General features: G+C 39.8%; 21 protein-coding genes. 6 read left to right on the top strand and 15 right to left on the bottom strand.

Translation table 11 applies throughout. The annotated features are described in order from the left end of the window. Positions 1–131 precede the first annotated feature (131 nt). The 5 genes from CDG79_RS15715 to CDG79_RS15695 form a co-directional block, all read right to left on the bottom strand. Positions 132–725, bottom strand: coding sequence for a type IV pilin-like G/H family protein (locus CDG79_RS15715; protein WP_094342921.1), 594 nt, complete (start codon positions 723–725; stop codon positions 132–134). A gap of 61 nt (positions 726–786) precedes the next feature. Continuing rightward, complete coding sequence (locus tag CDG79_RS15710; protein WP_094342920.1) at positions 787–2,268, bottom strand: site-2 protease family protein; 1,482 nt, start codon at positions 2,266–2,268, stop codon at positions 787–789. Positions 2,269–2,659: 391 nt separating this feature from the next. Further along, on the bottom strand, positions 2,660–3,865 hold the full coding sequence (coaBC, locus tag CDG79_RS15705) for a bifunctional phosphopantothenoylcysteine decarboxylase/phosphopantothenate--cysteine ligase CoaBC (protein WP_094342919.1): 1,206 nt from the start codon (positions 3,863–3,865) through the stop codon (positions 2,660–2,662). A gap of 111 nt (positions 3,866–3,976) precedes the next feature. Then, positions 3,977–4,189: a protein IsiD gene (isiD, locus tag CDG79_RS15700; RefSeq protein ID WP_094330458.1), complete on the bottom strand. Its 213-nt coding sequence runs from the start codon at positions 4,187–4,189 to the stop codon at positions 3,977–3,979. A 154-nt stretch (positions 4,190–4,343) separates the two neighbouring features. Then, entirely contained in the window at positions 4,344–4,964 is a 621-nt protein-coding gene (locus CDG79_RS15695; protein WP_189525017.1) for an alpha/beta hydrolase, read from the bottom strand. 499 nt (positions 4,965–5,463) lie between these two features. Between CDG79_RS15695 and CDG79_RS15690 the strand changes: the two genes are divergently transcribed. Both CDG79_RS15690 and CDG79_RS15685 read left to right on the top strand, forming a co-directional pair. Beyond that, the gene (locus CDG79_RS15690; protein WP_094342917.1) at positions 5,464–7,101 is read left to right on the top strand and encodes an AAA family ATPase; all 1,638 of its coding nucleotides are present in this window, start codon (positions 5,464–5,466) and stop codon (positions 7,099–7,101) included. A 75-nt stretch (positions 7,102–7,176) separates the two neighbouring features. Then, positions 7,177–7,551: a DUF1257 domain-containing protein gene (locus CDG79_RS15685; protein ID WP_094342916.1), complete on the top strand. Its 375-nt coding sequence runs from the start codon at positions 7,177–7,179 to the stop codon at positions 7,549–7,551. Between the two features lie 81 nt (positions 7,552–7,632). Here CDG79_RS15685 and CDG79_RS15680 read toward each other — a convergent pair whose 3' ends face one another. The 9 genes from CDG79_RS15680 to CDG79_RS15640 all read right to left on the bottom strand — a co-directional run bounded on the left by CDG79_RS15680 (position 7,633) and on the right by CDG79_RS15640 (position 18,995). Next, complete coding sequence (locus tag CDG79_RS15680; protein WP_094342915.1) at positions 7,633–8,814, bottom strand: WD40 repeat domain-containing protein; 1,182 nt, start codon at positions 8,812–8,814, stop codon at positions 7,633–7,635. A gap of 76 nt (positions 8,815–8,890) precedes the next feature. Then, positions 8,891–10,189, bottom strand: a complete 1,299-nt coding sequence (locus CDG79_RS15675) for a WD40 repeat domain-containing protein (protein ID WP_189525015.1) — start codon at positions 10,187–10,189, stop codon at positions 8,891–8,893. 42 nt (positions 10,190–10,231) lie between these two features. Then, a complete protein-coding gene (locus CDG79_RS15670; protein WP_094342913.1) occupies positions 10,232–10,456 on the bottom strand; it encodes a DUF4351 domain-containing protein in 225 nt (74 codons plus the stop codon). An 18-nt stretch (positions 10,457–10,474) separates the two neighbouring features. After that, on the bottom strand, positions 10,475–11,383 hold the full coding sequence (locus CDG79_RS15665; protein WP_094342941.1) for a DUF4351 domain-containing protein: 909 nt from the start codon (positions 11,381–11,383) through the stop codon (positions 10,475–10,477). 328 nt (positions 11,384–11,711) lie between these two features. Further along, complete coding sequence (locus CDG79_RS15660; protein WP_094342912.1) at positions 11,712–13,793, bottom strand: WD40 repeat domain-containing protein; 2,082 nt, start codon at positions 13,791–13,793, stop codon at positions 11,712–11,714. A gap of 182 nt (positions 13,794–13,975) precedes the next feature. Beyond that, complete coding sequence (locus CDG79_RS15655; RefSeq protein WP_094342911.1) at positions 13,976–15,172, bottom strand: WD40 repeat domain-containing protein; 1,197 nt, start codon at positions 15,170–15,172, stop codon at positions 13,976–13,978. Positions 15,173–15,575: 403 nt separating this feature from the next. After that, positions 15,576–17,135, bottom strand: coding sequence for an Hsp70 family protein (locus CDG79_RS15650; protein WP_094342910.1), 1,560 nt, complete (start codon positions 17,133–17,135; stop codon positions 15,576–15,578). A 69-nt stretch (positions 17,136–17,204) separates the two neighbouring features. After that, positions 17,205–18,116, bottom strand: coding sequence for an STM4012 family radical SAM protein (locus CDG79_RS15645; RefSeq protein ID WP_223278165.1), 912 nt, complete (start codon positions 18,114–18,116; stop codon positions 17,205–17,207). Between the two features lie 87 nt (positions 18,117–18,203). Beyond that, a complete protein-coding gene (locus CDG79_RS15640) occupies positions 18,204–18,995 on the bottom strand; it encodes an STM4013/SEN3800 family hydrolase (protein WP_223278164.1) in 792 nt (263 codons plus the stop codon). Positions 18,996–19,229: 234 nt separating this feature from the next. Here CDG79_RS15640 and CDG79_RS15635 point away from each other — a divergent pair, with 234 nt between their 5' ends. The 4 genes from CDG79_RS15635 (at position 19,230) to CDG79_RS15620 (ending at position 22,348) form a co-directional block, all read left to right on the top strand. Then, positions 19,230–19,616, top strand: a complete 387-nt coding sequence (locus CDG79_RS15635; RefSeq protein ID WP_094342908.1) for a four helix bundle protein — start codon at positions 19,230–19,232, stop codon at positions 19,614–19,616. A gap of 45 nt (positions 19,617–19,661) precedes the next feature. Next, the gene (locus CDG79_RS15630) at positions 19,662–20,084 is read left to right on the top strand and encodes a hypothetical protein (RefSeq protein WP_223278163.1); all 423 of its coding nucleotides are present in this window, start codon (positions 19,662–19,664) and stop codon (positions 20,082–20,084) included. An 81-nt stretch (positions 20,085–20,165) separates the two neighbouring features. Beyond that, positions 20,166–21,440 carry a hypothetical protein gene (locus CDG79_RS15625; protein ID WP_094342907.1) on the top strand — a complete coding sequence of 425 codons (1,275 nt, stop codon included), beginning with the start codon at positions 20,166–20,168 and terminating at the stop codon, positions 21,438–21,440. Positions 21,441–21,475: 35 nt separating this feature from the next. Beyond that, positions 21,476–22,348, top strand: coding sequence for an STM4011 family radical SAM protein (locus CDG79_RS15620; protein WP_094342906.1), 873 nt, complete (start codon positions 21,476–21,478; stop codon positions 22,346–22,348). A 32-nt stretch (positions 22,349–22,380) separates the two neighbouring features. Here CDG79_RS15620 and CDG79_RS15615 read toward each other — a convergent pair whose 3' ends face one another. Further along, on the bottom strand, positions 22,381–23,571 hold the full coding sequence (locus CDG79_RS15615) for an ATP-grasp domain-containing protein (RefSeq protein ID WP_223278162.1): 1,191 nt from the start codon (positions 23,569–23,571) through the stop codon (positions 22,381–22,383). Between the last annotated feature and the right edge of the window lie 430 nt (positions 23,572–24,001).

Here is a 24,001-nt window from a genome sequence, read left to right as displayed (position 1 = left end):
GAACACATCACTTAATTATAGTGAAGATTCACCGACAATCACTTAAGAATCTGTCTTGGAAGGTACTAAACTTTTTTACTAAAAAAGCAACTAGTTGGAGAATACCTGTGTTTTTTCATTTGCAGAGTTAGTTAAATTGGTAATACTTGCGTTGTGTTGGGAGGGCATTTTACTACACTGTTTATATATTCTGGTTTAGAGGGTACACGCCCATAACGTTCTTTGTTTTGACAGACAATACTTATCATTTTAAGTTGCTTGTCCCCATTCATGCGAACAGCAAAAACCGCTCCAACATACCACCTAATTTCAAAGCCAAACATACCACCACAGTCGCCTTGAACGGCATAGCTATAAACAGCATCAATAGTTGTCTGAGAGAAAACTTTAGTATCTGTCTCAGTATAGTAACGATAACATCTTTGTGTTCCAAAAATTGGTGGATATGAGCCATACCTAGTTGCTAGTTCGTCAGGAGGTTTAAAAAAACTTTTGTGCTTTAAGAAGTAGTTATTTTGAGTCTTAACTTTAGATATAACATTTTTTTCTGCTTCTTTCTCCAGTCTTGATAGTAGTTTTTCCTGCACCTTGTTTTCATCTTCCTTCTCACACCCACCAATAAGTAAATTTAGAGAAATAATACTAAAAAATAATAATTTTAGAGAAAGATAAATAAATTGATTACTAGAATTACAAATCAGGTTTAATTTTTCTAAGTATCGCATGTCCTTCACTCCTAACTCCTGCACAGACGCGATTAATCGCGTCTGTATTCCTAATTCAGCACTATCCTATTCCCAAACGCCCAGCCAAGCCGGGAGTTAGGGGTAGAAGTGTGGTAATCATCAAGAATAGAGCCAAAAGCCCCAAAGCGGCTCTAGCATCATCAGGTTCAGTAATTTCATTCAAGCTGGGACGTTCTTGATCCCGTTGCAAAAAGAAAATCACGATCGCCCAGTACATAGCAATCATATTACCGAGAGACACTAGCGCCAGTAAAATTAAAGTTGCGATCGTTGCCCGTCCTGCGGTTTTGCGTCCATAAATCGCCTGAACAATCCGCCCACCATCTAGTTGTCCTGCGGGCATTAAGTTCAAAGCGGTAATTACTAACCCCAGCCAACCAATCACGACTAGGGGATGAACGCTTACTAGGGGTGACTGCAACGCCGAACCAAGGACAACTCGCGCCAAACTTCCCACCAAAATCGACCCTTGGAAAAACTGATTGGGCAATTGAAATAAACTACCTGGATGAGAAAGCAGCAAGCCCGTCACCAGCATTACCAAAGAGACAATACCACCTGCGGCTGGCCCGGCTAAGGCGATATCAAATAATACCTTGCGATTGGGCAACAAAGATTCAAAGCGGGTAATTGCACCAAAAGAGCCAATTTGCACTGCGGGTAGAAAGAAGGGCCAGCTAAGGCGAATTTGGTGACGCTGGGCAAGTAACCAATGACCAATTTCGTGAGCTACTAAAATCGCAAATATCCCAGCGCCTATGGGCAAAGCTTCTTGAAACCGCCCTGGATTACCAAAAAAATCAAAATTCAGCAGTAATCCCGCAGCTTCTAAATTAGTAGCAATAGTTGCTATCAACAGAATACCTGCAAAAGCTTTTTGCGATAACAACATCGGCCGGGGATCGTTGCGGCTGGGCAGGACAATAACCACAGGTCTACCGTCTGTGTTTTCCACTAAAAACAGACGATAGCGATCGCCTAGACGTTGCTGTAAACTTGCAGTTAGACGGTTGTGAGTCTCTTCTGGTTCTCCCCGCAAATTGCCTTTGAAAATGGCTCCATCTTGGTAAGCAATGGTTTCTGTGGCAAAAAACGTATCGATACCAAAGATACCTTTAATTGCATTCAAGTCCTCTTCCGGTATTGGTGGAATTTCCGCTTTCAGTTCTGCGACTGCTAACTGTGGGGAATTTGCTTCCAGTGAAGAAGCAGCAGCGAGTCTTTCGGTTGCACGTTGCTTGAGGATGGCATCTTGCCCAGCTGCGCGTAACTGTCTGCCCAAGTAGACGTATAATCCGGCGGAAGTCACTACTAAGAACAATATACCCGCTATATTGATGTAAATCCCTGCGGCAAACAATCCAAAAAACAGGAGCCAGGGAGTCATCAACACCACCGACTGTAACCAGGCTAAGATTCCCAGCTTACCAAAAGGTCTAGCACGATAAAAGCCCCAGCCCAAAATGCCTAAAGCTACCAGTAGGATTGCCGCCAGGATAGAAGTTTCTGATAAAGTAAACATCTCCAAACCTTTGCTATTGAGACTAAGCCAGAACAAGTCCGGTATTGCAGATACACTTATTAATGTATAACGCCGCCTGTAATCTGCTCAAATTATCCAGCTTTGCGTGGGCGTAATCCAACCCAGATATTGCACTTTTGGTAGAGTACAAAATTCTAACAGTCATCTTTGTGCGAATTTGTCTGATTTAATCTGCCTCCGATTCAATGTCCTCATCTGCGATCGCAAAATCACTGATATAGTCCCGTACAACACGCTCAAAAAATAGGGGAGCAGGCAAACCTGTCCAATCGCTATAGTCACCAAAGCCTTGAAGAAGAATTCAGAAGCCAGAATTCAGGAGTCAGAATCAATGAGTGGGAGATTCAGACTCATGGTACTGGGAACTTGTTCACAATAGGACAAAATCAAATAAATGATGCGCCATTTCCAATTTAGAACAAGGTGCGATCGCTATCTGATTTCCCTTGCTATCTAAAAATATCGCTTGATTGCGATCGCTCCCAAAACCACTATCAGGCTGATCGATGGGATTGGCAACAATAGCATCTAGTTTTTTACTCTGCAACTTTTCTAATGCAGGCTTGATAATATCTCCAGATTGTGCTGCAAAACCAATTAATATCTGATGCGGCTGTTTGAGTTGTGCTAATTGGGCGACTATATCCGGTACTGGTTCCAAGGGTAAGGCTTGGGGAAGCGATCGCTTGGGCAATTTTTCTGTACTATAATATTTTGGCTTCACATCTGCCACGGCTGCTGACATGACGATTACATCAGCGTTGGGTAAACATTCTACCATGACGTGCTGCATTTGCTCGGCACTAACAACAGAAATCGCTTGTACTCCTAATGGTACATCCCAATTAGCTGGGCCATGCACGAGAGTGACGTTTGCACCTCGGTGAAGTGCTGCTTGCGCTAAAGCTAATCCCATTTTACCTGTAGAAGGATTGCCAAGAAATCTAACTCGGTCAAGATACTCTCGCGTTCCCCCAGCACTAATTAACACTCGTTTACCTGCTAAATCTCGTTTACCTTGAGTGTTTAACAACGATTGGATGTGAGCCAAAATTTCTGGAGGTTCTGCTAATCTACCAGCACCAATGCGATCGCACGCTAATAAACCCGATGCTGTATTTATTCCATGATATCGGCGATCGACTAATAGCTGTTGCCAATTTCGTTGCACCGATAGCTGTTCCCACATATCCGTATTCATTGCGGGTGCTAACAGCACCGGACAAGTAGAAGCCAGCACGGTATTTGTAAGTAAATTATCAGCCATGCCGTATGCTAACTTGGCTAATGTATTAGCTGTCAAGGGGGCAATTACCATAACATCTGCCCATTCACCCAACTCAATATGCAAAGGACGAGAGTGAGTTGGTTGCCAAAAATCATCATCTGTGTAGGCGGGATGACGAGATAGGGTGGCTATTGTCAGAGGTGTAATAAATTCTTGTGCCGAACGGGTGAGGATGACTCGCACTTCCACCCCAGTTTTAAACAGCGTCGAAACCAGCTCACAAATTTTGTAGGCGGCGATACCGCCGCCTACACCTATTAGAACCCTGTTTAATGTTGGATTAGTCATGGTAAAAAGTTAGGAGTAAGTAGTAATTTAGGAGCAAGTAGTTACTAATATTAATTTCCAACTCCTAACTCTTGTACAGACGCGATTAATCGCGTCTCTCCTAACTCTCAACTACGCTTCATCGTAAGGTTCCAAGTCTAAGAGGTAGATATAGGGTTCAACTAACTCTGGACGCTGAAATGCGATCGCTCGCAATAGATGCCAATCATTTAAACCATCAAAAGCATTATTGTAATTATCCAGATCCAGACGTGTAGCCAGTTCTTCTACTTCTGCCGCAGTTATGGCAGCAATTTCTTTTCTGGAAATGCTTAGAGTTGTCATAATGCTAGCCCCTCCCTTATGCAGCACTCGCCTTCAGCATGGGTTAAGTTGCGCTGAACGCAGCCACCCTATATATATTACTCATTAGAAGACATAGATTTCGTGAAAATTTTCAGCATTTATACCAGAATTTATAAAAAATTCGTAATTCTGACTAGCCAATTACATTTACAACGAATTTCCGTAGCACATCTAACGTTTGTGGATTTATTTCATGTCCCATATCAAATTCGTGGTATTCTACCGCCACTCCTAGAGATTTTAAAGTTTCTCGTGCCTTCAAAGCAGCTTGCAGTGGCACAACTTCATCATATTTACCGTGACTGATTAAAGTCGGCGGAATCCCTTTTTGATCTGCCCTTAATGCATCAGGATGTAAATACCCACTCATGACAGCTAAACCTGCTAGGGGCAATTTTGAGCCGACATCTAAAGTCATTGCTCCGCCTTGAGAAAATCCACTTAAGATGGTGCGTGACAAAGGTACACCAGTGCTACTTTCTAAAGATTGTAAAAAATCTATTAGCAGTTGCCGACTTTCGGCCAATCCTTCATACATATTCTCCACCCGCAAGTCATACCATGCCCTCCCTATAGGGGAATAGGGATAAGGATAAGGTGCATTGGGTAATATAAACTGGTAATCAGGTAAGTTGAGCAAGGGTAACAAAGATGCTACATCCTCAGCATTAGCACCCCAACCATGCAAAGTAACAATTAAGCCTGCGGCGGGTTGAGAAGTTCCGGGGGGAACGGTAATAAATTGTAAAGACAGAGGTTTACTCCTAAAATTTAACTTTTCTAATAGATCCTATCTCTTCAGGCAGACTTAGTACGATCGCTCCCGGTTCGCCTATTTTTTCAGGAGTTAGAACAATTACAGACAAAGACCCAAGGTTAGGGCAAATAGGGACAGTCATTCAGTACTCAGCACACGGAATGGTTTGTGTTCATTTCTCAGATATAACTAGCGATCGCACTGTGCCAGTTGCGTAAGTCCTGGGGGTAATGAAGTTAGGAGGTAGTGAGCGATCGCCAGCCTTTTTAGTCTGGTATATACTGTTCTAGAGAAGCCCTGAAGTTTTATCTTTTTTTTGATAAATTTATACTAGTATATTTTATCAAGGATAGTAGTCTTAATTAAGACAAACTAATTACTAATCTAGTCTGTAAAAACATATTTATGATGGCAAAGGCACTTTTTAGAAGTAAATAGCTAAAAACTAATGCCAAAAACTGTTTCTCCTATACCCTTACACCCATTTTCAAGAGAGATGAGCAATTTTCATCAACATAGAAAAGGAGATTCAACTCATAGCAGCGAGAATCAGCAATATGCCTCCTTAGTAGAGCAACTTGATTTGATGATTCGGGCACGGTATCCCTTACTGTATGTGATTTCTGTAGAAGAAGAACCTGTGGAAGAAGTGCTGTTGCAAGTTGCATCACGTTCTGAGCCAAAACGACAAGTTTTATTTTGGGATATTGTCCGCGGTTGGAGTGATAACGGTGCGGATAAAGGTTCGGTGATGGCTGCATTAGGGCGTATTGGTAAAGCTGATGTCCAAATACCTGCAATGTTTGTACTGCGGGATTTGCATCCTTTTGTGAAAAATCCGACTACCGATAAGAATGCCCCAATTGTGCGGGAGTTACGAAACTTGACGCGGGAGTTAAAGCGATCGCGTAAAACGATCGTCACCACCACTCATACTTTAGAACTTCCCGATGAGTTACTGCAAGAAGTGACAGTAGTGGATTTCCCGTTACCTAGCGTTGGCGAAATAGATAATTTAATCCAACAGTTAGTAGTACCAGATAAGTTAAATGTTTCTGGCTTGGCGCGGGAACAGTTAGTTAAAGCCTGTCAAGGTTTAAGCCGCACCCGAATTTCGAGAGTTTTAGCAAAAGCTTTAGCTGCTAAACAGCAGGTAAATGAGTCTGACATTGACGGCGTGTTAGAAGAGAAAAAGCAAGCAATCCGCCAAACTGGAATTCTAGAATTTTTCACACCCCAAGAATCACTCAAACGAGTTGGTGGATTAGATCAACTCAAACAATGGGTACTCATGCGCCAAGATGCTTTTACTGAAGAAGCCAAACGCTACGGTATTCCTAACCCCAAAGGGATGTTACTTGTGGGCATTCAGGGAACAGGTAAATCTCTTTCAGCCAAGACAATTGCCCATGAATGGCGCTTACCGTTATTAAGATTAGATTCTGGGCGTTTATTTGGTGGGATTGTCGGCGAAAGCGAAAGCCGCGTGCGCCAAATGATTCAGTTAACTGAAGCAATGGCACCGTGCGTTTTGTGGATTGATGAAATCGATAAAGCCTTTGGCAATATTACCAGTAGCATTGATGGAGATTCGGGGACATCGCGGCGGGTGTTTGGCAGTTTGATTACCTGGATGCAGGAGAAAACCGCGAGTGTGTTTATTGTCGCCACAGCAAATAATGTCAAAATATTACCAGCCGAATTGTTGCGAAAAGGAAGATTTGATGAAATTTTCTTTTTGAATCTACCTACAGAAGCCGAACGCCAAGAGATTTTTAAGGTTCATTTGCAACGGTTACGCCCCAATCGGCTGCGAGAATTTAACTTAGCTTTGTTAGCTAAACAAAGTCTCAACTTTAGCGGTGCGGAAATTGAGCAGGTAATCGTTGATGCCATGCACCAAGCATTTTCCACAAGAGTTGACGGACAGCGCCGAGACTTTAATACAGAGGATATTTTACAGGCTGTGGCGCAAACAGTACCTTTGGCTGCGATCGCACATGAACAAATTGAAGCATTAAAGCAATGGGCAGCACAAGCCGGTGCCAGAACCGCCTCCAACGATGTGCTGTTGGTAGAGGAATTAAAGCAATATTCAACTGAACAAGGAATAGGCCCTTTAGAAGTCGATTAAAATAGAAAAAATACGTGTTTACTACGCCTCGTTTTTTAATCCAAAATCCCAAATCTAAAATCCAAAATTGTTATTATGTCTCATTTCACAACTATCAAAGTCCAAATCAAACACGGTGAAATTCTGCATGAAGTGTTGCAAGAATTAAACTATCAAGTTGAATGCAACACGAATGTACGCGGATATCAAGGCGATACGACTCAAGCCGAGTATGTGATTCGCCAGAAGAATGGTTATGATTTAGGTTTTCGCCGCAGTGGTGAAAATTACGAAATAGTTGCAGACTTTTGGGGAGCAAAAATTAATCAACAGCAGTTTGTTAACTCCATCAGCCAAAAATATGCTCATAAAACCTTGATGGCAACGGTGCAAGAACAAGGCTTTAATGTGGAGGACGAAGAAGTTTTAGAAGATGGAACTGTGCGAGTAGTTGTAGGACGTTGGGTGTAGGATGATTAAGGAATCGGGTGGCAATTGCATCGCCTTGTTTATTGCCACTCAATTCTGTTCAATTTATCTTTCAGACTTACTTTATCCAACTCCCCAGACTTTAATCTCGTTCGGGCTGCTACTGACAACTATTTGTTTATTTAGGTCAAAAGCTAGTCCATCAATATAGGATGAATGCCTTTCTATACTGCGTTGAAGTTCGCCCGTCTGCAAATTCCACACTTTTAATGTTCCTGTTCTACTGCCAGAAACAAGAATGCATCCATCTGAACTGATAGCTAGACAACGAATATGTTTTGGATGCTCATTGAGGGTGAGTTTAAGGCGTCCTGTCTGCAAATCACGCAATTTAATTTTATCATAATTACTACTGATAACAGTTTCTTTTTGAAAACTGATAGCTAGATAATTAACTCCTTGTGGTTCTTCTAAGGTACGCAAAAGTTCACCTGTTTGCCAATTCCACATTTTTATGGTGTTATCGCCACCACTAACAAGAGTTTTACCATCCGGGCTAAGGGCAACTGTAACCGACCCTGAATGACCTTCGAGAACCCGTTGAAGTTGATTTCTCCGCCAATTCCATACTTTAATCAATCCTCTACCGCAACCAACAATAATTGTCTCTCCATCTGAACAAATAGCTATAGAATTAATGCCCAATGAATACTCTTTTATCGGAGAACTTAAAATCTCTCCTGTCTGCCAATCCCAAGCTTTGATTCGAGCATCGTTCCAACTACCACCTATGATTGTTTGTCCATCTAAAGTGAAACCAAAAAAATTGACTTCATCTGAATGTCCTTGTAGACTTCGTGTTTGAACCGTTCCTGTCTGCCAATCCCAAATGTGAATCACTCCATAACCGCCAACAAAAATTCTTTGTCCATCGGGGCTAATGGGAAGAGAAATAACTCTTCCAGAATATCTTTCAAGAGTACTAAGACACTTTATTAGTTGCCAGTGATTAAAACCTTGTAAAGCCTGCTTTACTTTTGGATCTGTCCTATGTCGTAGTAGGAGATAAGCGGCTATCTTTATTGATTCCGATTCATCCATTAAACCTTTAATCACTAAGTCTAAACCTGATTCTCCATAATTTATCGCCTCTTTTAATGCTGCAACTTGCACTTCCACAAATGGATTCGCCAAGCGGCTTTTTACTCCTTCTATTCCCCCTAATATAACACTGCCAATAGGGGCAAAATTTTGACTACCTAGAACAACATCATCTTTTCTAGGTTGATTGGGATTTTCTGGCATCACTATTTCTCTCCACACTAATACCCAATTCAGGAAATGCGATCGCACTTATTTGGAATCGCACCTATCCTTGATTCTATGGAACTCGCCATACTTGAATTAATTTCCCAACGTAACTGACAATAGTCTGTCCATCTGGGCTAATAGCAACACTTGTAGCATCAGGAAGTTTAGCAAGTAATTCTTGTGTCTGCAAATTCCAGATATTAATATCACCGCCACAACTAACAAAGATTTTTCCATCTGCACTGAAAGTTAAACATCTCAATGGATCGGTATTACTAAATAATTTATGAATTTCTTTACCAGTTATCAAGTCCCATATTCTGATGAGTTTTGGCATATGATGGTCGCTAGTTATTAAAGTCTTTCCATTCGGACTAATTGCCAACAATACACGATTAGAATTATAGTCAAAAGTATCCTCTCCTACCAATGTGTAAATTTCACTTCCAGTTCTAAAATCCCAGATTTTTATAGGTTTATCATAACTAGCGCTTGCGAGGATGTTTGTATCTGCATTAATAGCGACAGAAGTTATACGTTGTAAATGTCCTTTAGTAATGTCAATATTTTGTTTATTTTCTAAATCCCAGACGATAATCTGACCAGCTTCATTACCGCTAGCTAATATTTTGCCATCAGAACTAAGAGTAGTAGCGGTAATAGTATTACGCGTTCTAATTCTAGAGTCCCCCAACGGTTGTCCGCTAATAAGATGACTTAATTGCTCAGTATTGAGATTCCAAATTTCAGTTATAATGGTCTTGTCATGCTGATAACCAACTATCGCCAACGTTTGAGCATCGGAACTGAAAGTTAAATGTTCTGGGTAGTCCTTCATTCTCGTAGCAAAGGTTTTATTGATGGTGTGAAGACTTTTTCCTGTCTTCAAATCCCACTTTTTAAAATCTAGATAAGTCCCATCAACAATACTGCCATCTCTTTGAGATTCTTCATAAGAACTATCGCTAGCATCGCAACACACTAGGGTTTTGCCATCGGGATGAATGGCGATCGCTGCATCATAATACTTATTAAGCTCAATTGTATAAACACACTCAAAAAACCGATAGGGATTAAATTCTAAGATTGCCTGTTTTACTTTTAATTCTGAGATATCCCCCAATAATTTATATGCTGCTAGCTGTACTCTTTTTGATGGGTCTTTTAAAGCCTGAATTACTAAATCCCAGCCTTCCTGTCTATAGTTAATGAGTTGCGAAAGCGCTAAAACGCGGTAATTTTCATCACTGTTAGCGAAACTTCGTTTTGCGCCTTCCAATCCGCCTAAAACTACACCATCGACTGGCGGAGGATTTTTTCCACCAAGTACTGCATCATATTCTCTGGGTTGTTTGGTATTATCTGGCATCGCTCTTAACCCCTTCATCTAGAAAAGAGGGAAAAACCCTAACTATCTAGCCTCAAACCAAGCTTCTAAATCAGTAGCAGTTGTAAAATCTAGTAAAGCCTCTCCCAAAGTTTCTAACTCATTTGTTGACAAAGTTTGAATGCGTTCTTGTAATTGCGGATTCACTTCACCTATACGGCGGTTTAGTTGGCGTAAAATCAGCGTCAATTCGCCTTGCTGTATACCTTGTTGTATACCTTGTCTCATCCAACTGGTGACGATTTGCATAACTCTTACCTTGGGTACTTATCTAGCCTCAAACCAAGCTTCTAAATCAGCAGCAGTTGTAAAATCTAGTAAAGCCTCTCCCAAAGTTTCTAACTCATTTGTTGACAAAGTTTGAATACGTTCTTGTAATTGCGGATTCACCTCACCTATACGGCGGTTAAGTAGGCGTAAAATCAGCGTCAATTCGCCTTGCTGTATACCTTGCTGTATGCCTTGTCTCATCCAACTGGTGACGATTTGCATAACTCTTTCCTCCTGCTTTGGTTCAATACTAGCAAGTTGTTCTTGAAACATGATTTCTTCTTGAGCATTCAAATCGAGATATGTATCAATAAACCCAGAAATTAACTGGATTTGTGCGGGGTTGAGTCCCAAATTCGCTAGCAATTGTAGCGACATTAGCTTTACTGTTGGGCGTTCTTGAACATCAATATGCATTTTCGCCATCAAAGCGCTAGCTACAGGATTTCTCTGATTGACGAAATCCTGCCATTTTAATTGATTTAGCTGGACAACTTCATAATTAAATTCCAGCACCCGCTTGTTGGGAAAATCGATGCGATAAGAGTTCGGTTCTGGTGTTTGGGGAGAGTCATGAGAATAAATGACTATTGGGTACACTGGGAGGGCATATTTTTCGTGCAGTCGAGCGAAATATGTAAACATTCGCTGATTGAAGTTAGTTTGGGAATAAGATTGATGTTCAGTGTGGATGATAAATAAAGTATCTTGGTTTCTCACTGAGGCTTGCAGGACTATATCGAGTATTTTCCGTTCTCCCTCAGTCACATCTGTGAATACCTCTTGTGGCAAAAACTCTATTGAATCTCTCTCCCAATAAGCGCTTATATCTGGGAAAAATAGCTCGATAAACTCTGGGAAGAAGTTGGAAAGAAGTTCTTTAAATAGGCGATCGTGGTCAATCATTTGATGGTTTTTTGAGTAAAATTGCAGTTCTTGTGATAATTTGATACTTGTTACTAAATATCTAGGCATAAATAAATTAAAGTTTGTAGTAAGGACTTTAGTCCTGATAATCCTTGGTCTGAGCGATAAATCGCTCACTACAAACTAAGAGTTTATTTTATATTTAATTATGTCTACCTACTTCCAACGGGATTGTTCAGTGCGATCGCCATAATCACCTAATTTCATAAATGCAGTTCCTAAACTTTGATAGTGTTATCTAAAGTCCGATTAATAATATTCTGACAATCCGGGATAATCCCTACAATCCGAATCATTTTTTCTGAATTTACTGCACACCCCATATATTAATATTACCCCCATCCTTACTAACAAGAATTTGCCCATTTTGACTGATAGCTAGTACACTACCGCTATACGTAAATGGATGCCTTATTAATGAGCGAAATAATTCTCCTGTATTCAAATTAAAGATTTTCATGCCTTGGTCTTTACTAGCAACAAATAGTGCTTCTCCATCTGGACTAATAGTAAGACCATTTATTTTTCCAGTAAAAGTACGAATTTCTTTTCCCGTCTGTAAATCACGGATTTCAATAATGTTTTGTTTATAGACTTCACAATCTGCACTAATTAAATATTGTCCATTAGGACTAATCTTTATATGTCCAACACGAACTTTTTCTAATGCATAAAGTTCTTGTCCTATTTCTAAATTCCATACTTGCAAAAGCTGCTCACTACAACTAGCCAATTTTTTGCCATCTGGACTGATGGCTAGGCTGTAAACTCCACGTCTAACATAATTGGAGTATGCCTTCTGTTGTAAAGTATAAATTTCTTCGCCTGTTTCTAAATTCCATACTTTAATATTGCCATCTAAATCTCCACTAGCTAAAATTTTCCCATCACAGTTAATATCAAGAGAAAAAATTTTGTTGGAATGACCAACGAGAGTACTTATTTCTTGCCTATCTTTTACATCCCAAATTTTGATAGTTTTATCGCTACTAGCACTCACAAAAATACTGCCATCCTGGCTAGCAACTAGACAATTTACTGAAGATGAATGTCCATAAAGAGTAGAAATTTTTTCCCCTGTTCTAGAATCCCATAATTTGATGGTTGGATCGCTGCCTCCGCAACTGTAAATAGTTAATCCATCAGGGCTGAGAGCTAGAGAACTAATTGAACCTAAATGTGCTGCTACTGAGAATGTATCTACGATTTGTCCTGTACCTAACTCCCATGTATTCACTATATGATCGCTGATAGTAATAAAATTTTGCCCATCCTCAGTTATTAATAAAGAGAAATCTGTCTCACAAGTCTCTTGAAATGTACCTAATTTTTGACCTGTATTTAAGTTCCATTTAACAATGAATTTGTCTGTACTGTAACTAATAATTGTTTGCCAATCATAACTAATAGCAGCAGAAACTATGCGGCGTTTATGACCTATAAAAGTATTAATTAATTTCCCTGTTTCTAAATCCCATATTTTTATAGTTTTATCTCCACAGCTAACAATGGTTTTATGATCGGGACTAATAGCAAGAAAAGAAACACTTTGTACATGACCTTCAAGTGTATTAATTTCTTTTCCTGTATTCAGATCCCATACTCGGATACGATTGTCAAAACTTCCTCCTGCTAAAACTTTCCCATTTGAACTAAGAGCTATACAACTCAGCTTTCCACAATAAATTTTGAGAGTTCGGATTAGCTGTTTTGTCTTCAAATCCCATATATCAATACTTTTGTTTTTGACACCTACAGCAGTCTGCCAGTCTGAACTAACGATTATAGAAGTAGTAGGATGACGTGAATCTTCTGGTTTAAGACTTTGAATAAGTTGACCTGTTTTTAAATCCCAAAGTTGCATTTTACCATAATCATAAAAGGCACTCAAAAGAGTTTCTCCATCAGGGCTAATACTCACATATCTAGGATCAGAATGTGATAGGTAATAAAGTTGTTTTGCTGTTTTTAAATTCCAAACTTTAATCCCATCATCTGCGCCAGTCACTAAAATTTGGCTATCTGAACTAACTGCACTGCAACATACTTTACATGAATGTCCAGTTGTGGTGCGTAAATATTCAAAAAATTGCCAAGGCTTGTATTGACGTAGTGCCTCTTTGACATTTTCTTCCTCTCTTAAAAATAAAAGAGAGTATGCTTTATTTTGAATCTGTTCTGATTGATCTTTTAAAGCCTGAATCAACAAATTTAAACCAGATTCTCCATAATTCAACACTTCAGAAAGTGCAGCGATGCGTTCTTCTAAAATATTACTTGACAAACGGTGTTTGGCTCCTTCTAATCCTCCTAACACCAAACCACCTAATGGTGAAGGATTATCACCACCAACTACAACATCAAATTCTCTGGGTTGATTTTCTGCCATTTTACTTTTACCACTTCACTGTTATTAGTGTTCCCAATTCACGGTTATAAAATTACTTTAATTTGAAAAATGTTTGCTACATATATAATGCGATCGCGCTAATCACCTAATTTCATAAATGTACTTACCAAACGAGGTAGTGCGATCGCAGTTTTTATTGAAGTGTGCGATCGCAACTTTTTCTAGGACTTAATACCCCATATTTTGATAGTTTTATCTCTACTACAACTAACAAGAGTGTTACCATCTGGACTGATAGCTATACAATAAACCCAATCAGTATGAACTTTGAGAATGCGTTGACATTCCCCAGTTTGCAAGTCCCAAATTCTGATAGTTTTGTCTCTACTACAACTAACAAGAGTATTTCCGTCTGGACTGATAGCTACACAATAAACCCACCCTGAATGCCCTTCAAGTGTGAACTGAAGCTGTTTTGTCTGTAAATTCCATACTTTAATTGTTTTGTCTTTACTACCACTAACAATTGTCTGCCCGTCTGGGCTAATAGCTACAGACTCAACACCATTTGAATGTTTTTTAAAAGTGTGTATCAGCTTACCAGTTTCAAAATTCCACACTTTGATGGTTGCGTCATTAGCACCACTAAGCAGAGTTTTTCCATCGGAACTGATAGCTAACGCTTGAACTAAGTAGTGTGAATGACCACTCATAGTACGTGTAATTTGTTCTGTCTGCAAATCCCAGACATTAATTCCATTATTCTCACTGCCGCAGGCTAGTGTCTTTCCATCTGGACTAATAATTAGGGAAAAAACTCTGTAGGTAGATTCTTCTAAAGTTTGTTTACGCTCTCCACTCTGTAAATCCCACACTTTGATTTTGTGATCGCCGTCATAAGTTCCTCCTCTACTAACTAAAGTTTTTCCATCTTGGCTAATAACCAAGGAATTAACGTTGAAATCGGCCATAGAAATAGGTTGAAGTTCTCCCGTATGCAAATCCCAAAGATTAATGTCTCTTCCGGCACTGACAAGAGTCCTACCATCTGGGCTAATGGTAACAACTGTGATGAGTGTATTTTGCTGTAAAGTATGGAGGCAAGTGATATTTAGCCAGGGGTTATATTCTTGTAACGCTTGTTTAACTCTTGCTTCTTCCCTGTGGCGAAGTAACGAATAGGCACCCCACTTGAACTTTCCTGATTCATATTGCCAAGCCTGAATTACTAAGTCTAAACCTGCTTCTCCGTAATTGAGTGCCTCTTTTAATGCGGCAATTCGCGCTTCTATATCTACACTTCTCAATCGGCTTTTAACACCTTCGAGTCCGCCTAAAATAACACTGCCAATTGGGGCAGAATTTTGAGTACCTAAAACGGCATCATATTCTTTAGGTTGATTCTGATTCTCTATCATCGCATTTTTACCAATTTACTATAAGGGTTCTCACTTGGGTGCATTACAGTTTTGACCTCTCTCCAAACCTCTCTCCTGCAAGGAGAGAGGCTTTGAATCTTACTCCCCAACGCTAGTAGGGAAGGGGTTGGGGGTTAGGTCTGTATTGGATTCAACTGCAAACCGCTATATTAAAGGATGTCTGAAAAGTTTTTTTGTATACGCCTAACCCTTGGAGATCCCCCTAAATCCCCCGATAAGTTGGGGGACTTTAAGACTCTTATTCCCCCCTTTTTTAAGGGGGGTTAGGGGGGATCAACAAATATTTGATACTTTTTAGACATCCTCTTAGTAGTATTCCCATTTTTGATTACGGTTCTTTTTTAAACGAACCGCTAAGGACGCAAAGAGCGCAAAGATAAGATTATTTTAGTTTAGCGATCGCTCCCCTCTCAACTAACGTTTTCCCTGTCAATAAATCCTTTACCGTCACTACTAATACCCGTTGTTCGTTCACTTCAAATTGTGCCTGTATTCGGTCTATTCCTGTTTGTCCAGGCGGTTCGATATGAGCGACACATACTTGTTGATGATGAGTTTCCAAAGAGCGATAACTATCTTGTTTGACTAACTGGCTACTCGTCATCCTGCCTTGAGAATCGTAATAAACTTCCGCTTGGGAAACTTCTGCTACTTCCCCAATATCAAGGCGAATTTCTCGCTGTCCTTCTGTGGCGACTTGCAGAGTTAAAGCTTCAGAACGCGCCCCTGGATACTTTGCCCCTTTTTCAATCAAAGTTAAATAAGAATAACTTTTGCTGTGGGGTTCCCAAAGACGAATAGCATAACTGTGGCGCAGGTAATCATCAACTGCTGCCATTTCACTTAAAGCTAATGCGCCATGTGCGACAGCTTCAAAGGGTTTGTCTAATTTTACCTTTTGTCGTCCAAAATAGGAAATTACTAGTTGTTGTACGGCGGGAATTTGACAAGTACCACCCACTAATAAAACCTGTTCAATAGTTGTTTTGCTGATCCCTTTAGCAAGTGCGATCGCTAATACTTCATCTATCGCCTGTCTTAGCTGTTCTAATAATTGTTGATTTTCTAATATTTCGCCTAATTCGTCCCGATGCAATTGCAATTCATGGGACATAAAATTTTCATCATCAAACCAACTTTCCTTCGCCTCATCTGTTGTCGAAATTTGAATTTTTACCCTTTCTGCTACTTCCAGCAAATTCATAAAGCCGATTTCTCCAACTTCAGCACGGGAGGAACCGATTTTTTGCAGGTAATGTTCAACAATCCATGTATCAATATCTACGCCGCCAATAAAAGCATCGGATTTGGCGATAACTTCCGCACGCACTACTTGCTGTTCAGATTCAGCGCTGACAGTTCGTACTAAACTTAAATCTAGAGTACCGCCGCCAAAATCAACCACCAAAACCACAGCACCAGGACGTTTGACGGCATAACCAAGGGCGGCGGCGGTAGATTCATCCACAATTTGTACAGAGGGAATATTGAGTTTATCCCCCAAGTTGCGGAACCAGTCAAGATATCGCTCAAATGCACCTACGGGAACTGTAAAAATAACGTGACTAGGTTGCAGTTGTTGTTCAACCTGTTGCCAAATTTGCTTGAGAAACAGTTCCGAAACCACCTCAGCACTGTAACTATTACCATCCAACTGTCGCGGAGGTGGGACAAAATCTGCTGCCAAATCGCGTTTGAAAGCTCTAAAACAGCGTTCCGGCTGGGCAAACCCCAAGCGTTTGGCGCGTACAGATTCACCAAAAGAAATGCGATCGCGCCCTTCCACAAATACTAAACTGGGTATAACGCTAACTTGTTCAGCCCCGATTTCAAAGCGGCGCGACATCGATTCAAATCTCAATGTCCGTGGTTTTTGCGTAATCAAATCAGTAGTACAAACAACGGTATTGCTTGTACCAAAATCAATTATTACTGTAGTCATTAGTTATTTGTCATTTGTCATTTGTCATTTGGCATTTATCATTTGGCATTTGTCATTGGACATGTGTTCTTAGTTATTTCTCCCTTGTCTCCCTTGTCCCCCTTGTCCCCCTTGTCCCTCTTCCAAGCGTCGAAACATCCGCATGGAAACTTGCGTATATCCTTGCGATAATAATAGCGATCGCCCTTCTCGATAACAAGCTAAACGAATATCGTCCCATTCTCGATCTGTGCGTCCCAAACCTGTGAGCGATCGCACATACAATGGATATAGATAAATTTCTTCTGGTTGAAAACGCAAGGTAGCTTGTATTGATTGCAACCAAGTATTTACCGTTTGTCCGGGTAAACCGTAAATCAGATCAATGTTCAGAGTGGGAAATCCAATCTCTTTTATCCTTGTCAGCGTTGCTTCTACTTGGGTAGTAGATTGACGGCGCTGGGTGGCTAAAACTTCCGAATCGATGAAACTTTGGACACCAATGCTAACACGATCGACGGCGTGCGATCGCAACAGCTTTAACTTATCCTCAGTTGCGGTTTCTGGCGAAACTTCCACAGAAATGGGAATTTCCTGTAACTTTGCACCCATCGTACTTTCAGCAATATTGAGAATAGTTTCGAGGTGCTGAATGGGTAATTGGGTGGGAGTTCCGCCACCAATAGCGAACCTAGCAAATGACGCATCACCCAACACCGCCTTCATCCGTTGCGCTTGTCGCTGTAACGTGCGGACATATTGACTCATAAAATCTTCATTTTGGCTGACTGTAGTAAACAGATTGCAGAACCCACAACGCATTTCACAAAACGGTATGTGTATGTAGAGAAATAGCGCTTGTCTATCTTGCTGCGCCCAAAGTTCCGGGAGATACACAGGTGGGGAGATGGGACGGTAAGCTGTTTTGTGGGGATAAGAATAAACGTATGCTTGATAAGGAGACTGGGCAATTTTGGATTTAAGATTTTGAATTGTCAGCATAGGATTTAAAATAATTTAGAGCATTGCATAAATGCGGGATGATTTTAGAGATTTTCCTTTGCGTCTTTGCGCCTTTGCGTGAGGTTTTCATAAAACAAACTCAGCATAAGGAACAGTCCAAACCACAGGATGGCTAAGTCGATGTCCAGTGTAACCATCTTCCCCATAAGTTGTCCCGTGATCGGAACAGAGAATGCAAAAAGTAGAATGCCTTTGTCGTATAATATTCCAGAGTTTGGCTAATTGGCGATCGACATATTCCAAAGCTGCGGCGTGAGATTCAATAGTATCGATTTTATCTTTTGCATCGGGAAGATAGAAATAATTTGGTTGATGTAGAGCAGAAATATTTATAAATAAAAATATGCGTTGATTGTTTGGCATTTGTTCTAAAACTTTTCGCGCCAGATTTACCTGATTTTCTGTAGATTCGGGGTTAGTAACTCCTAATTCTGGACTCCAATAACTTTCAGCAAACATTGAGGGAATTACATTACCTAAAGGGTTGCGTTTGTTGAAAAAACCAACTCCACCAATGCAAACTGTATGATATCCTTTTGCAGCTAATCCACTAACAATATTTGAGCTATCTAACACACAACTTGTATCAGTTGTCGTGGTACTTCCTTCAAATCCCAAAGCAAAAAGACGGGGGTGAATTCCAGGTGTTACAGGTGTAGGTAAAAAGCCTGCAAAAAACGCATGATGAGAAGCATAGGTGAAGTTTCCAGGTGAATGGCGTTCTTCCCAACCTGTTTTAGGAATTACTTTTGCTAAGTTTGGAGTGCGTTTTTGTGCGAGTAAATCTTTAGCTACGTCGTAACGTAGTGTGTCTAGGGTAATAAATAAGATATCGTGGGTTCCGACGATTTGATTCATGTTGAACATAATCAGCGAAGAGGGAAAGGGGAGACAAGGGAGACAAGGGTGACAAGGAAGACAAGGGGGACAAGGGTGAAATTAAGAAGAAAACGGGGAAATACAGCACTTCCGGCGGCTATGAGGTACATCCTCAAAGCTGAAAGCTATGATAGGAGAGGGGTAAGAGGAAAACTGTATTGCATAATAGCCGGAAGCGCTGTATAGGAGGAGACAGTAAAGGATCTTTGATTTGTGAATAAAAAGTCATTTTATAGTCATGAAGATTTGGTGGTATTTCAGTTGGCGTTTGAAACAGCAATGAAAATTTTTGAGATGTCAAAAAAATTTCCTCAAGAAGAAAAATATTCGTTAACAGATCAGATTCGTCGCTCATCTCGTTCTGTTTGCGCTAATTTAGCAGAAGCTTGGAGAAAAAGAAGATATAAAGCCGCTTTTATAGCAAAGTTGAGTGATTGTGAAGCGGAAGCCGCTGAAACTCAAGTATGGATTAAATTTGCTGTTAAATGCTCTTACATAGATATTGAGCAAGGTAGAGAACTATATAAAACCTACAATCAAGTCCTTAAAGGCTTAGTCAATATGATTAACAATCCAAATCAATGGATTATCGGTGAATAATCTCCCTTGTCCCCCTCTCACGTCTACTGCTGTCAAGCCGACGGTATGCTTGGTTTAGGTTGTGGCGCACGTTCCTACACTAATACTTTGCACTACTCCAACGAATATGCAGTGGGGGCAAAGGGAATCAGCGAGATTTTACAAGCATATATTCAAACAGCAGATGAGTCATTTGACTACGCGCACTATGGTTTTCAACTAAATGCTGAAGAACAACGTCGGCGGTATATTTTATTATCTTTGCTTTCCGATGAAGGATTGAATTGTGCTAGTTATCGTCAGCAATTTGGTAGTGAAGTATACGCTGATTTTCCAGAATTTTCAGAACTGCTTGCTTTAAATTTGGCGATAAAAGATGAGGATATTTTGCAGTTAACTAAATTTGGAATTGAGCGTTCTGACACTATTGGCGCGTGGTTATTTTCTGAGAAAGTTCAGGAATTAATGCAGGATTACGAGTTGAAATAGTGGGGTTTCAAAAAGATTTGTAGAGAAGCGATTAATCACGTTTATACGGATATTTACATTACATCTACCGTTGGAGAAAATATGACAAACAATCAAAATCAGCCCGGAGAATTTGATGCAGTACTCGGAGGAGAAGCACCACCACCAGTACAAGGTGTTGTTTTAGGTGGAATTGAAGGTGTTAAAAGACGTTTATCGAGTTCAAACATTGAAGCTGGAATTGCATCTGTAAGTGAAGCATTAAACTATGGCGATGCAGGGTTATATTTGCTAATTGAAGCTTTGAAAAATAAATCTAGGAAAGTTCAAAGAGCAGCATTGAAAATTTTAAAAGATATAGAAGATCCTCAAGTAGAATTAGCTTTAAAAAATTACAAGTTCTGGAAGAGTTTTGAGAAAGTCTATAGTATTCCTTGTGGTTATTCAACTACATTCGCTAACCGGAAAGTGATTGAATTTGACCCTACCACTAAGATTAATGACACAGTTGATATAGCTTACGCTTTAAGGATTATCCCAGCAGAACGCTATGGGAAACCCGTTATGAGTAGTGTAGACAAGCTGCAAATATTGTTGCAAAGTCCTCTTGCTAATCAGATTGAAGCTTTGGTATTCGGATTGTGGTACACAAGTTCTTTAGAAGATTACACTTTCCGTCCTGTTATGGATGCATTACTTAATGCTAATGAAAAACTTAGTAACATTAAAGCTTTATTTATAGGAGATGTTAATGATTATGAATTGGATTACTTGCCACTTGTATACAGTAATTTCAGTTATATTTTGTTAGCTTATCCACAATTAGAAGTATTAAAGATTCGCTGCAATAGTTGTTCCAGGTATTACAAATACTTCACCGGGATGCAATTCATTCCAGTTAGACATGAAAATTTAAAAGCAATTATTATCGAGTCACATGTATTTTACCATTATGATGTGCTTGATGAAATTTGCCAACTAGAATTACCAGCCTTGGAATACCTTGAATTATGGTTTAGCTCAAGTAATTGGGCGTATGACTTTGTTATTAAATTCATCACAGATTGTCATCATATATTTCCAAATCTTAAATATTTAGGATTACGTGATTGTAACTTTTCAGATGAATTTGCTTGTGCTATAGTAGATTCTCCAATTCTTGAAAATTTACTAGAACTAGATATTTCAATTGGAAATTTAGGATATAAGGGTGCAGAATGTTTACTTAATTCTCTATCTGTTCGTCAACTAGATACTCTTGATATTAGTGATAACTGTTTAACTGCTGATCTCATTGAAAAATTTAATCAATTAAATATTAAAGTTATTGCTGACAGACAAAAAACACCATATAGATATTATTCTGCCGCCGAATAATCAAATCTAACTAATATTCAATAATAACTATTACTATGCACCTCACTATCCTCTATCGCGGCTCTTTAATCAGTTGCAACTACGGCTGTGAATATTGCCCCTTTGCCAAACGCCAACAAACAGCCGCAGAATTAGCAATAGATAAACAATCTTTAGAACGTTTTGTCAATTGGATTTCCCAACATCCCCAACATCAATTTTCAATTCTGTTTACCCCTTGGGGAGAAGCCCTAATCCATTCTTGGTATCAGCAAGCACTGATAAAATTAACGCAGTTACCCAATGTTAATAAAGCAGCAATTCAAACTAATCTATCTTGTAATTTAGATTGGGTAGAGGAATGTAACAAAGATAAATTGGCGCTTTGGGCAACTTTTCATTCAGAATGGGTGTCACGCGATCGCTTTTTACAAAAATGCCTCAATCTAGACAACAAAAATATCAAATTTAGCGTTGGAGTTGTCGGTTTTCCCAAGTTTCAAGCGGAAATAGCAGCTTTACGTCAGGAGTTACCAAATCACGTTTATTTGTGGATTAATGCTGTCAAGGCTGAACTTCCTAATTTATCACCAGCAGACCGAGAATTTTTCCAATCTATCGACCCATTATATGAATTAAATACTAATCATTATCCTAGCTTTGGGTATTCTTGTCGGGCTGGGAAATCAGCGATTTCTGTTGATGGTGATGGGACAATGCGCCGATGTCATTTTATTAAAGAACCAATTGGTAATATTTATGATTCTGACTGGGAAGCAGCTTTGGTTAATCAACCTTGTAGCAATCAAAGTTGTCACTGTCATATTGGTTACGTTCATCTGGAATATTTAAAAATGAATCAGGTATTTGGTTCTGGTATTTTAGAAAGAATTCCTGATAATTGGGTTTATCAAGAATGCCTAGTGTAGATATTCTTGATAACCTGCATTAGCACTAGCCCTTAAGAGAGTAGTTGCAATCCCTTATTCTGTAATTTCTGCTCAATAGACTGCATTTGTTCGATAGTTTCTCCAGTAGCGATCGCATAAAGTTCTGTATAGATTTTTCCGTATTTGACTTTCTCCAAAGCCGATAGAATAATCAAGTCTTTGCGATCTAATTCTGGTTTGAGGGTTATGAGAATTGATTCTAATGTCCCTTCCATTCGGTAGCTACCGGAATATTTAGCTACTCCTTTTCCCAGTCGCAGTAGAGTATGGCGCTGCAAACACAACGAAGTCGAGCCATTAACTCGGAAATTGGCATCAATTGCAAAAAGCTGTCCGTCTTGATTTTCCAGCACATCAAAGCCAATCACGCCGAAATACCCGTGTTTGTGAGCATACTGACCAACGTTGGCAATCATCTCAAAAAACTTGCTCATGTCAGTTTTGCGGTAGTCAATCAGTCCCCCTAAATAGTTGCCTTCTGGAGTAACGAGTTGTCCAGTAGTGCCGATGAGGGTTATCTCCCCCGCTTTGTTGACATAGAACTGCACGCAGTAATTTTGCACCTCATTCTTGACGAACTCCGAAACAATAATCGTATCAAGCAATTTAATAGCAAGATATTTTCTAATTTCTTCAAGGCAGTAGTTTAGATCGCTGGGACTTTTGATGATACAAGTGCCTTCTCCTGAGAGTCCGTGCGATGTTTTGATTAAATAGGGGAATTGGGGTAACTGGATGTCTTGGAGATTGACTTGGTGCAGATTGTAGGTTTTGTATTTTGGACATTGCACGCCCAGTTCGTCTAGCGTTACTTTACTAAGTAAGCGGTAATGGGTGTCTGAATCAACAGCGTGTTTTTCGGGTTTTAAACAATCGAAGGGAAATAGAGTAATGAGTTTATCAAAGCGTTCGTTGCGACCCAGATCGTCCAGATAAGTTGAGCAGTCCATCATCTCAATATTGGAGTGATTAAATCCGAAATGCTCTTGCCAGTATTCCAGCAGCAACTTTGGTGGCGGAATAATCACAATTCCAGGAATGCCCTCGCCTAACACAGCCAAATTTTTCCAAGGTTCCTTTTGGCAAATCTTATCAAAGGAGGTTTTGGTGGCTTCACTACTGCCATCTTGAATAAAATATTTTTTCCGGTTGGGATAAGCAGCCCAACTCGCAGTTGCAGGGTAATTTGGGGTTTTTTGCATTAACCCCCGAAAAGGGGGATTCTAGAATTTGTTGTTGAATGGTACTTCACTCTTTTGATTAGTACGCGAACGGTGAAAGCTAGTCAGGGTGAAGAGTATCACTATTTCTTAGACGATCTAAGAATGGTATTTTGAGACATGTAAAAAGACATAATTCAGACTTGTCTCAAATTGTACACTTTCTGAGACGGGGTTTAGCCAAGAATCTTATCTGGCAAGAGTTATAGGGTGATAGCGTCAAAACTCACTTTTCATAATCCCCCTTTTCGAGGGTTTATCCCAAAAACCCCAATTTAAGATAAACCCATAAGATGCATCTGTGATATCTTGAGCAAACAAATCAGAAAGAGAGCTTCCTTGGAAGTATTGAAAGTTATATTTTGAGTTCATTAATTTCTCTGATAAATCGGACTGACACCGAATCATACAC

Origin of the sequence: Nostoc sp. 'Peltigera membranacea cyanobiont' 232, assembly GCF_002245985.1 — a bacterium.
In the GTDB taxonomy this organism is placed as follows: domain Bacteria; phylum Cyanobacteriota; class Cyanobacteriia; order Cyanobacteriales; family Nostocaceae; genus Nostoc.
This window is presented reverse-complemented; position numbering and strand designations above follow the sequence as displayed.

What these genes read in the sequence shown, in the direction of transcription:
- CDG79_RS15615 (WP_223278162.1), bottom strand. Translation starts at nt 23,571, where the DNA reads ATGCAAAAAACCCCAAATTACCCTGCAACTGCGAGTTGGGCTGCTTAT.
- CDG79_RS15670 (WP_094342913.1), bottom strand. Translation starts at nt 10,456, where the DNA reads ATGCAAATCGTCACCAGTTGGATGAGACAAGGTATACAACAAGGTATA.
- CDG79_RS15675 (WP_189525015.1), bottom strand. Translation starts at nt 10,189, where the DNA reads ATGCCAGATAATACCAAACAACCCAGAGAATATGATGCAGTACTTGGT.
- CDG79_RS15710 (WP_094342920.1), bottom strand. Translation starts at nt 2,268, where the DNA reads ATGTTTACTTTATCAGAAACTTCTATCCTGGCGGCAATCCTACTGGTA.
- CDG79_RS15630 (WP_223278163.1), top strand. Translation starts at nt 19,662, where the DNA reads ATGCTTGGTTTAGGTTGTGGCGCACGTTCCTACACTAATACTTTGCAC.
- CDG79_RS15715 (WP_094342921.1), bottom strand. Translation starts at nt 725, where the DNA reads ATGCGATACTTAGAAAAATTAAACCTGATTTGTAATTCTAGTAATCAA.
- CDG79_RS15685 (WP_094342916.1), top strand. Translation starts at nt 7,177, where the DNA reads ATGTCTCATTTCACAACTATCAAAGTCCAAATCAAACACGGTGAAATT.
- CDG79_RS15680 (WP_094342915.1), bottom strand. Translation starts at nt 8,814, where the DNA reads ATGCCAGAAAATCCCAATCAACCTAGAAAAGATGATGTTGTTCTAGGT.
- coaBC (WP_094342919.1), bottom strand. Translation starts at nt 3,865, where the DNA reads ATGACTAATCCAACATTAAACAGGGTTCTAATAGGTGTAGGCGGCGGT.
- CDG79_RS15620 (WP_094342906.1), top strand. Translation starts at nt 21,476, where the DNA reads ATGCACCTCACTATCCTCTATCGCGGCTCTTTAATCAGTTGCAACTAC.
- CDG79_RS15625 (WP_094342907.1), top strand. Translation starts at nt 20,166, where the DNA reads ATGACAAACAATCAAAATCAGCCCGGAGAATTTGATGCAGTACTCGGA.
- CDG79_RS15665 (WP_094342941.1), bottom strand. Translation starts at nt 11,383, where the DNA reads ATGATTGACCACGATCGCCTATTTAAAGAACTTCTTTCCAACTTCTTC.
- CDG79_RS15690 (WP_094342917.1), top strand. Translation starts at nt 5,464, where the DNA reads ATGAGCAATTTTCATCAACATAGAAAAGGAGATTCAACTCATAGCAGC.
- CDG79_RS15645 (WP_223278165.1), bottom strand. Translation starts at nt 18,116, where the DNA reads ATGCTGACAATTCAAAATCTTAAATCCAAAATTGCCCAGTCTCCTTAT.
- CDG79_RS15640 (WP_223278164.1), bottom strand. Translation starts at nt 18,995, where the DNA reads ATGAATCAAATCGTCGGAACCCACGATATCTTATTTATTACCCTAGAC.
- CDG79_RS15650 (WP_094342910.1), bottom strand. Translation starts at nt 17,135, where the DNA reads ATGACTACAGTAATAATTGATTTTGGTACAAGCAATACCGTTGTTTGT.
- CDG79_RS15655 (WP_094342911.1), bottom strand. Translation starts at nt 15,172, where the DNA reads ATGATAGAGAATCAGAATCAACCTAAAGAATATGATGCCGTTTTAGGT.
- CDG79_RS15660 (WP_094342912.1), bottom strand. Translation starts at nt 13,793, where the DNA reads ATGGCAGAAAATCAACCCAGAGAATTTGATGTTGTAGTTGGTGGTGAT.
- isiD (WP_094330458.1), bottom strand. Translation starts at nt 4,189, where the DNA reads ATGACAACTCTAAGCATTTCCAGAAAAGAAATTGCTGCCATAACTGCG.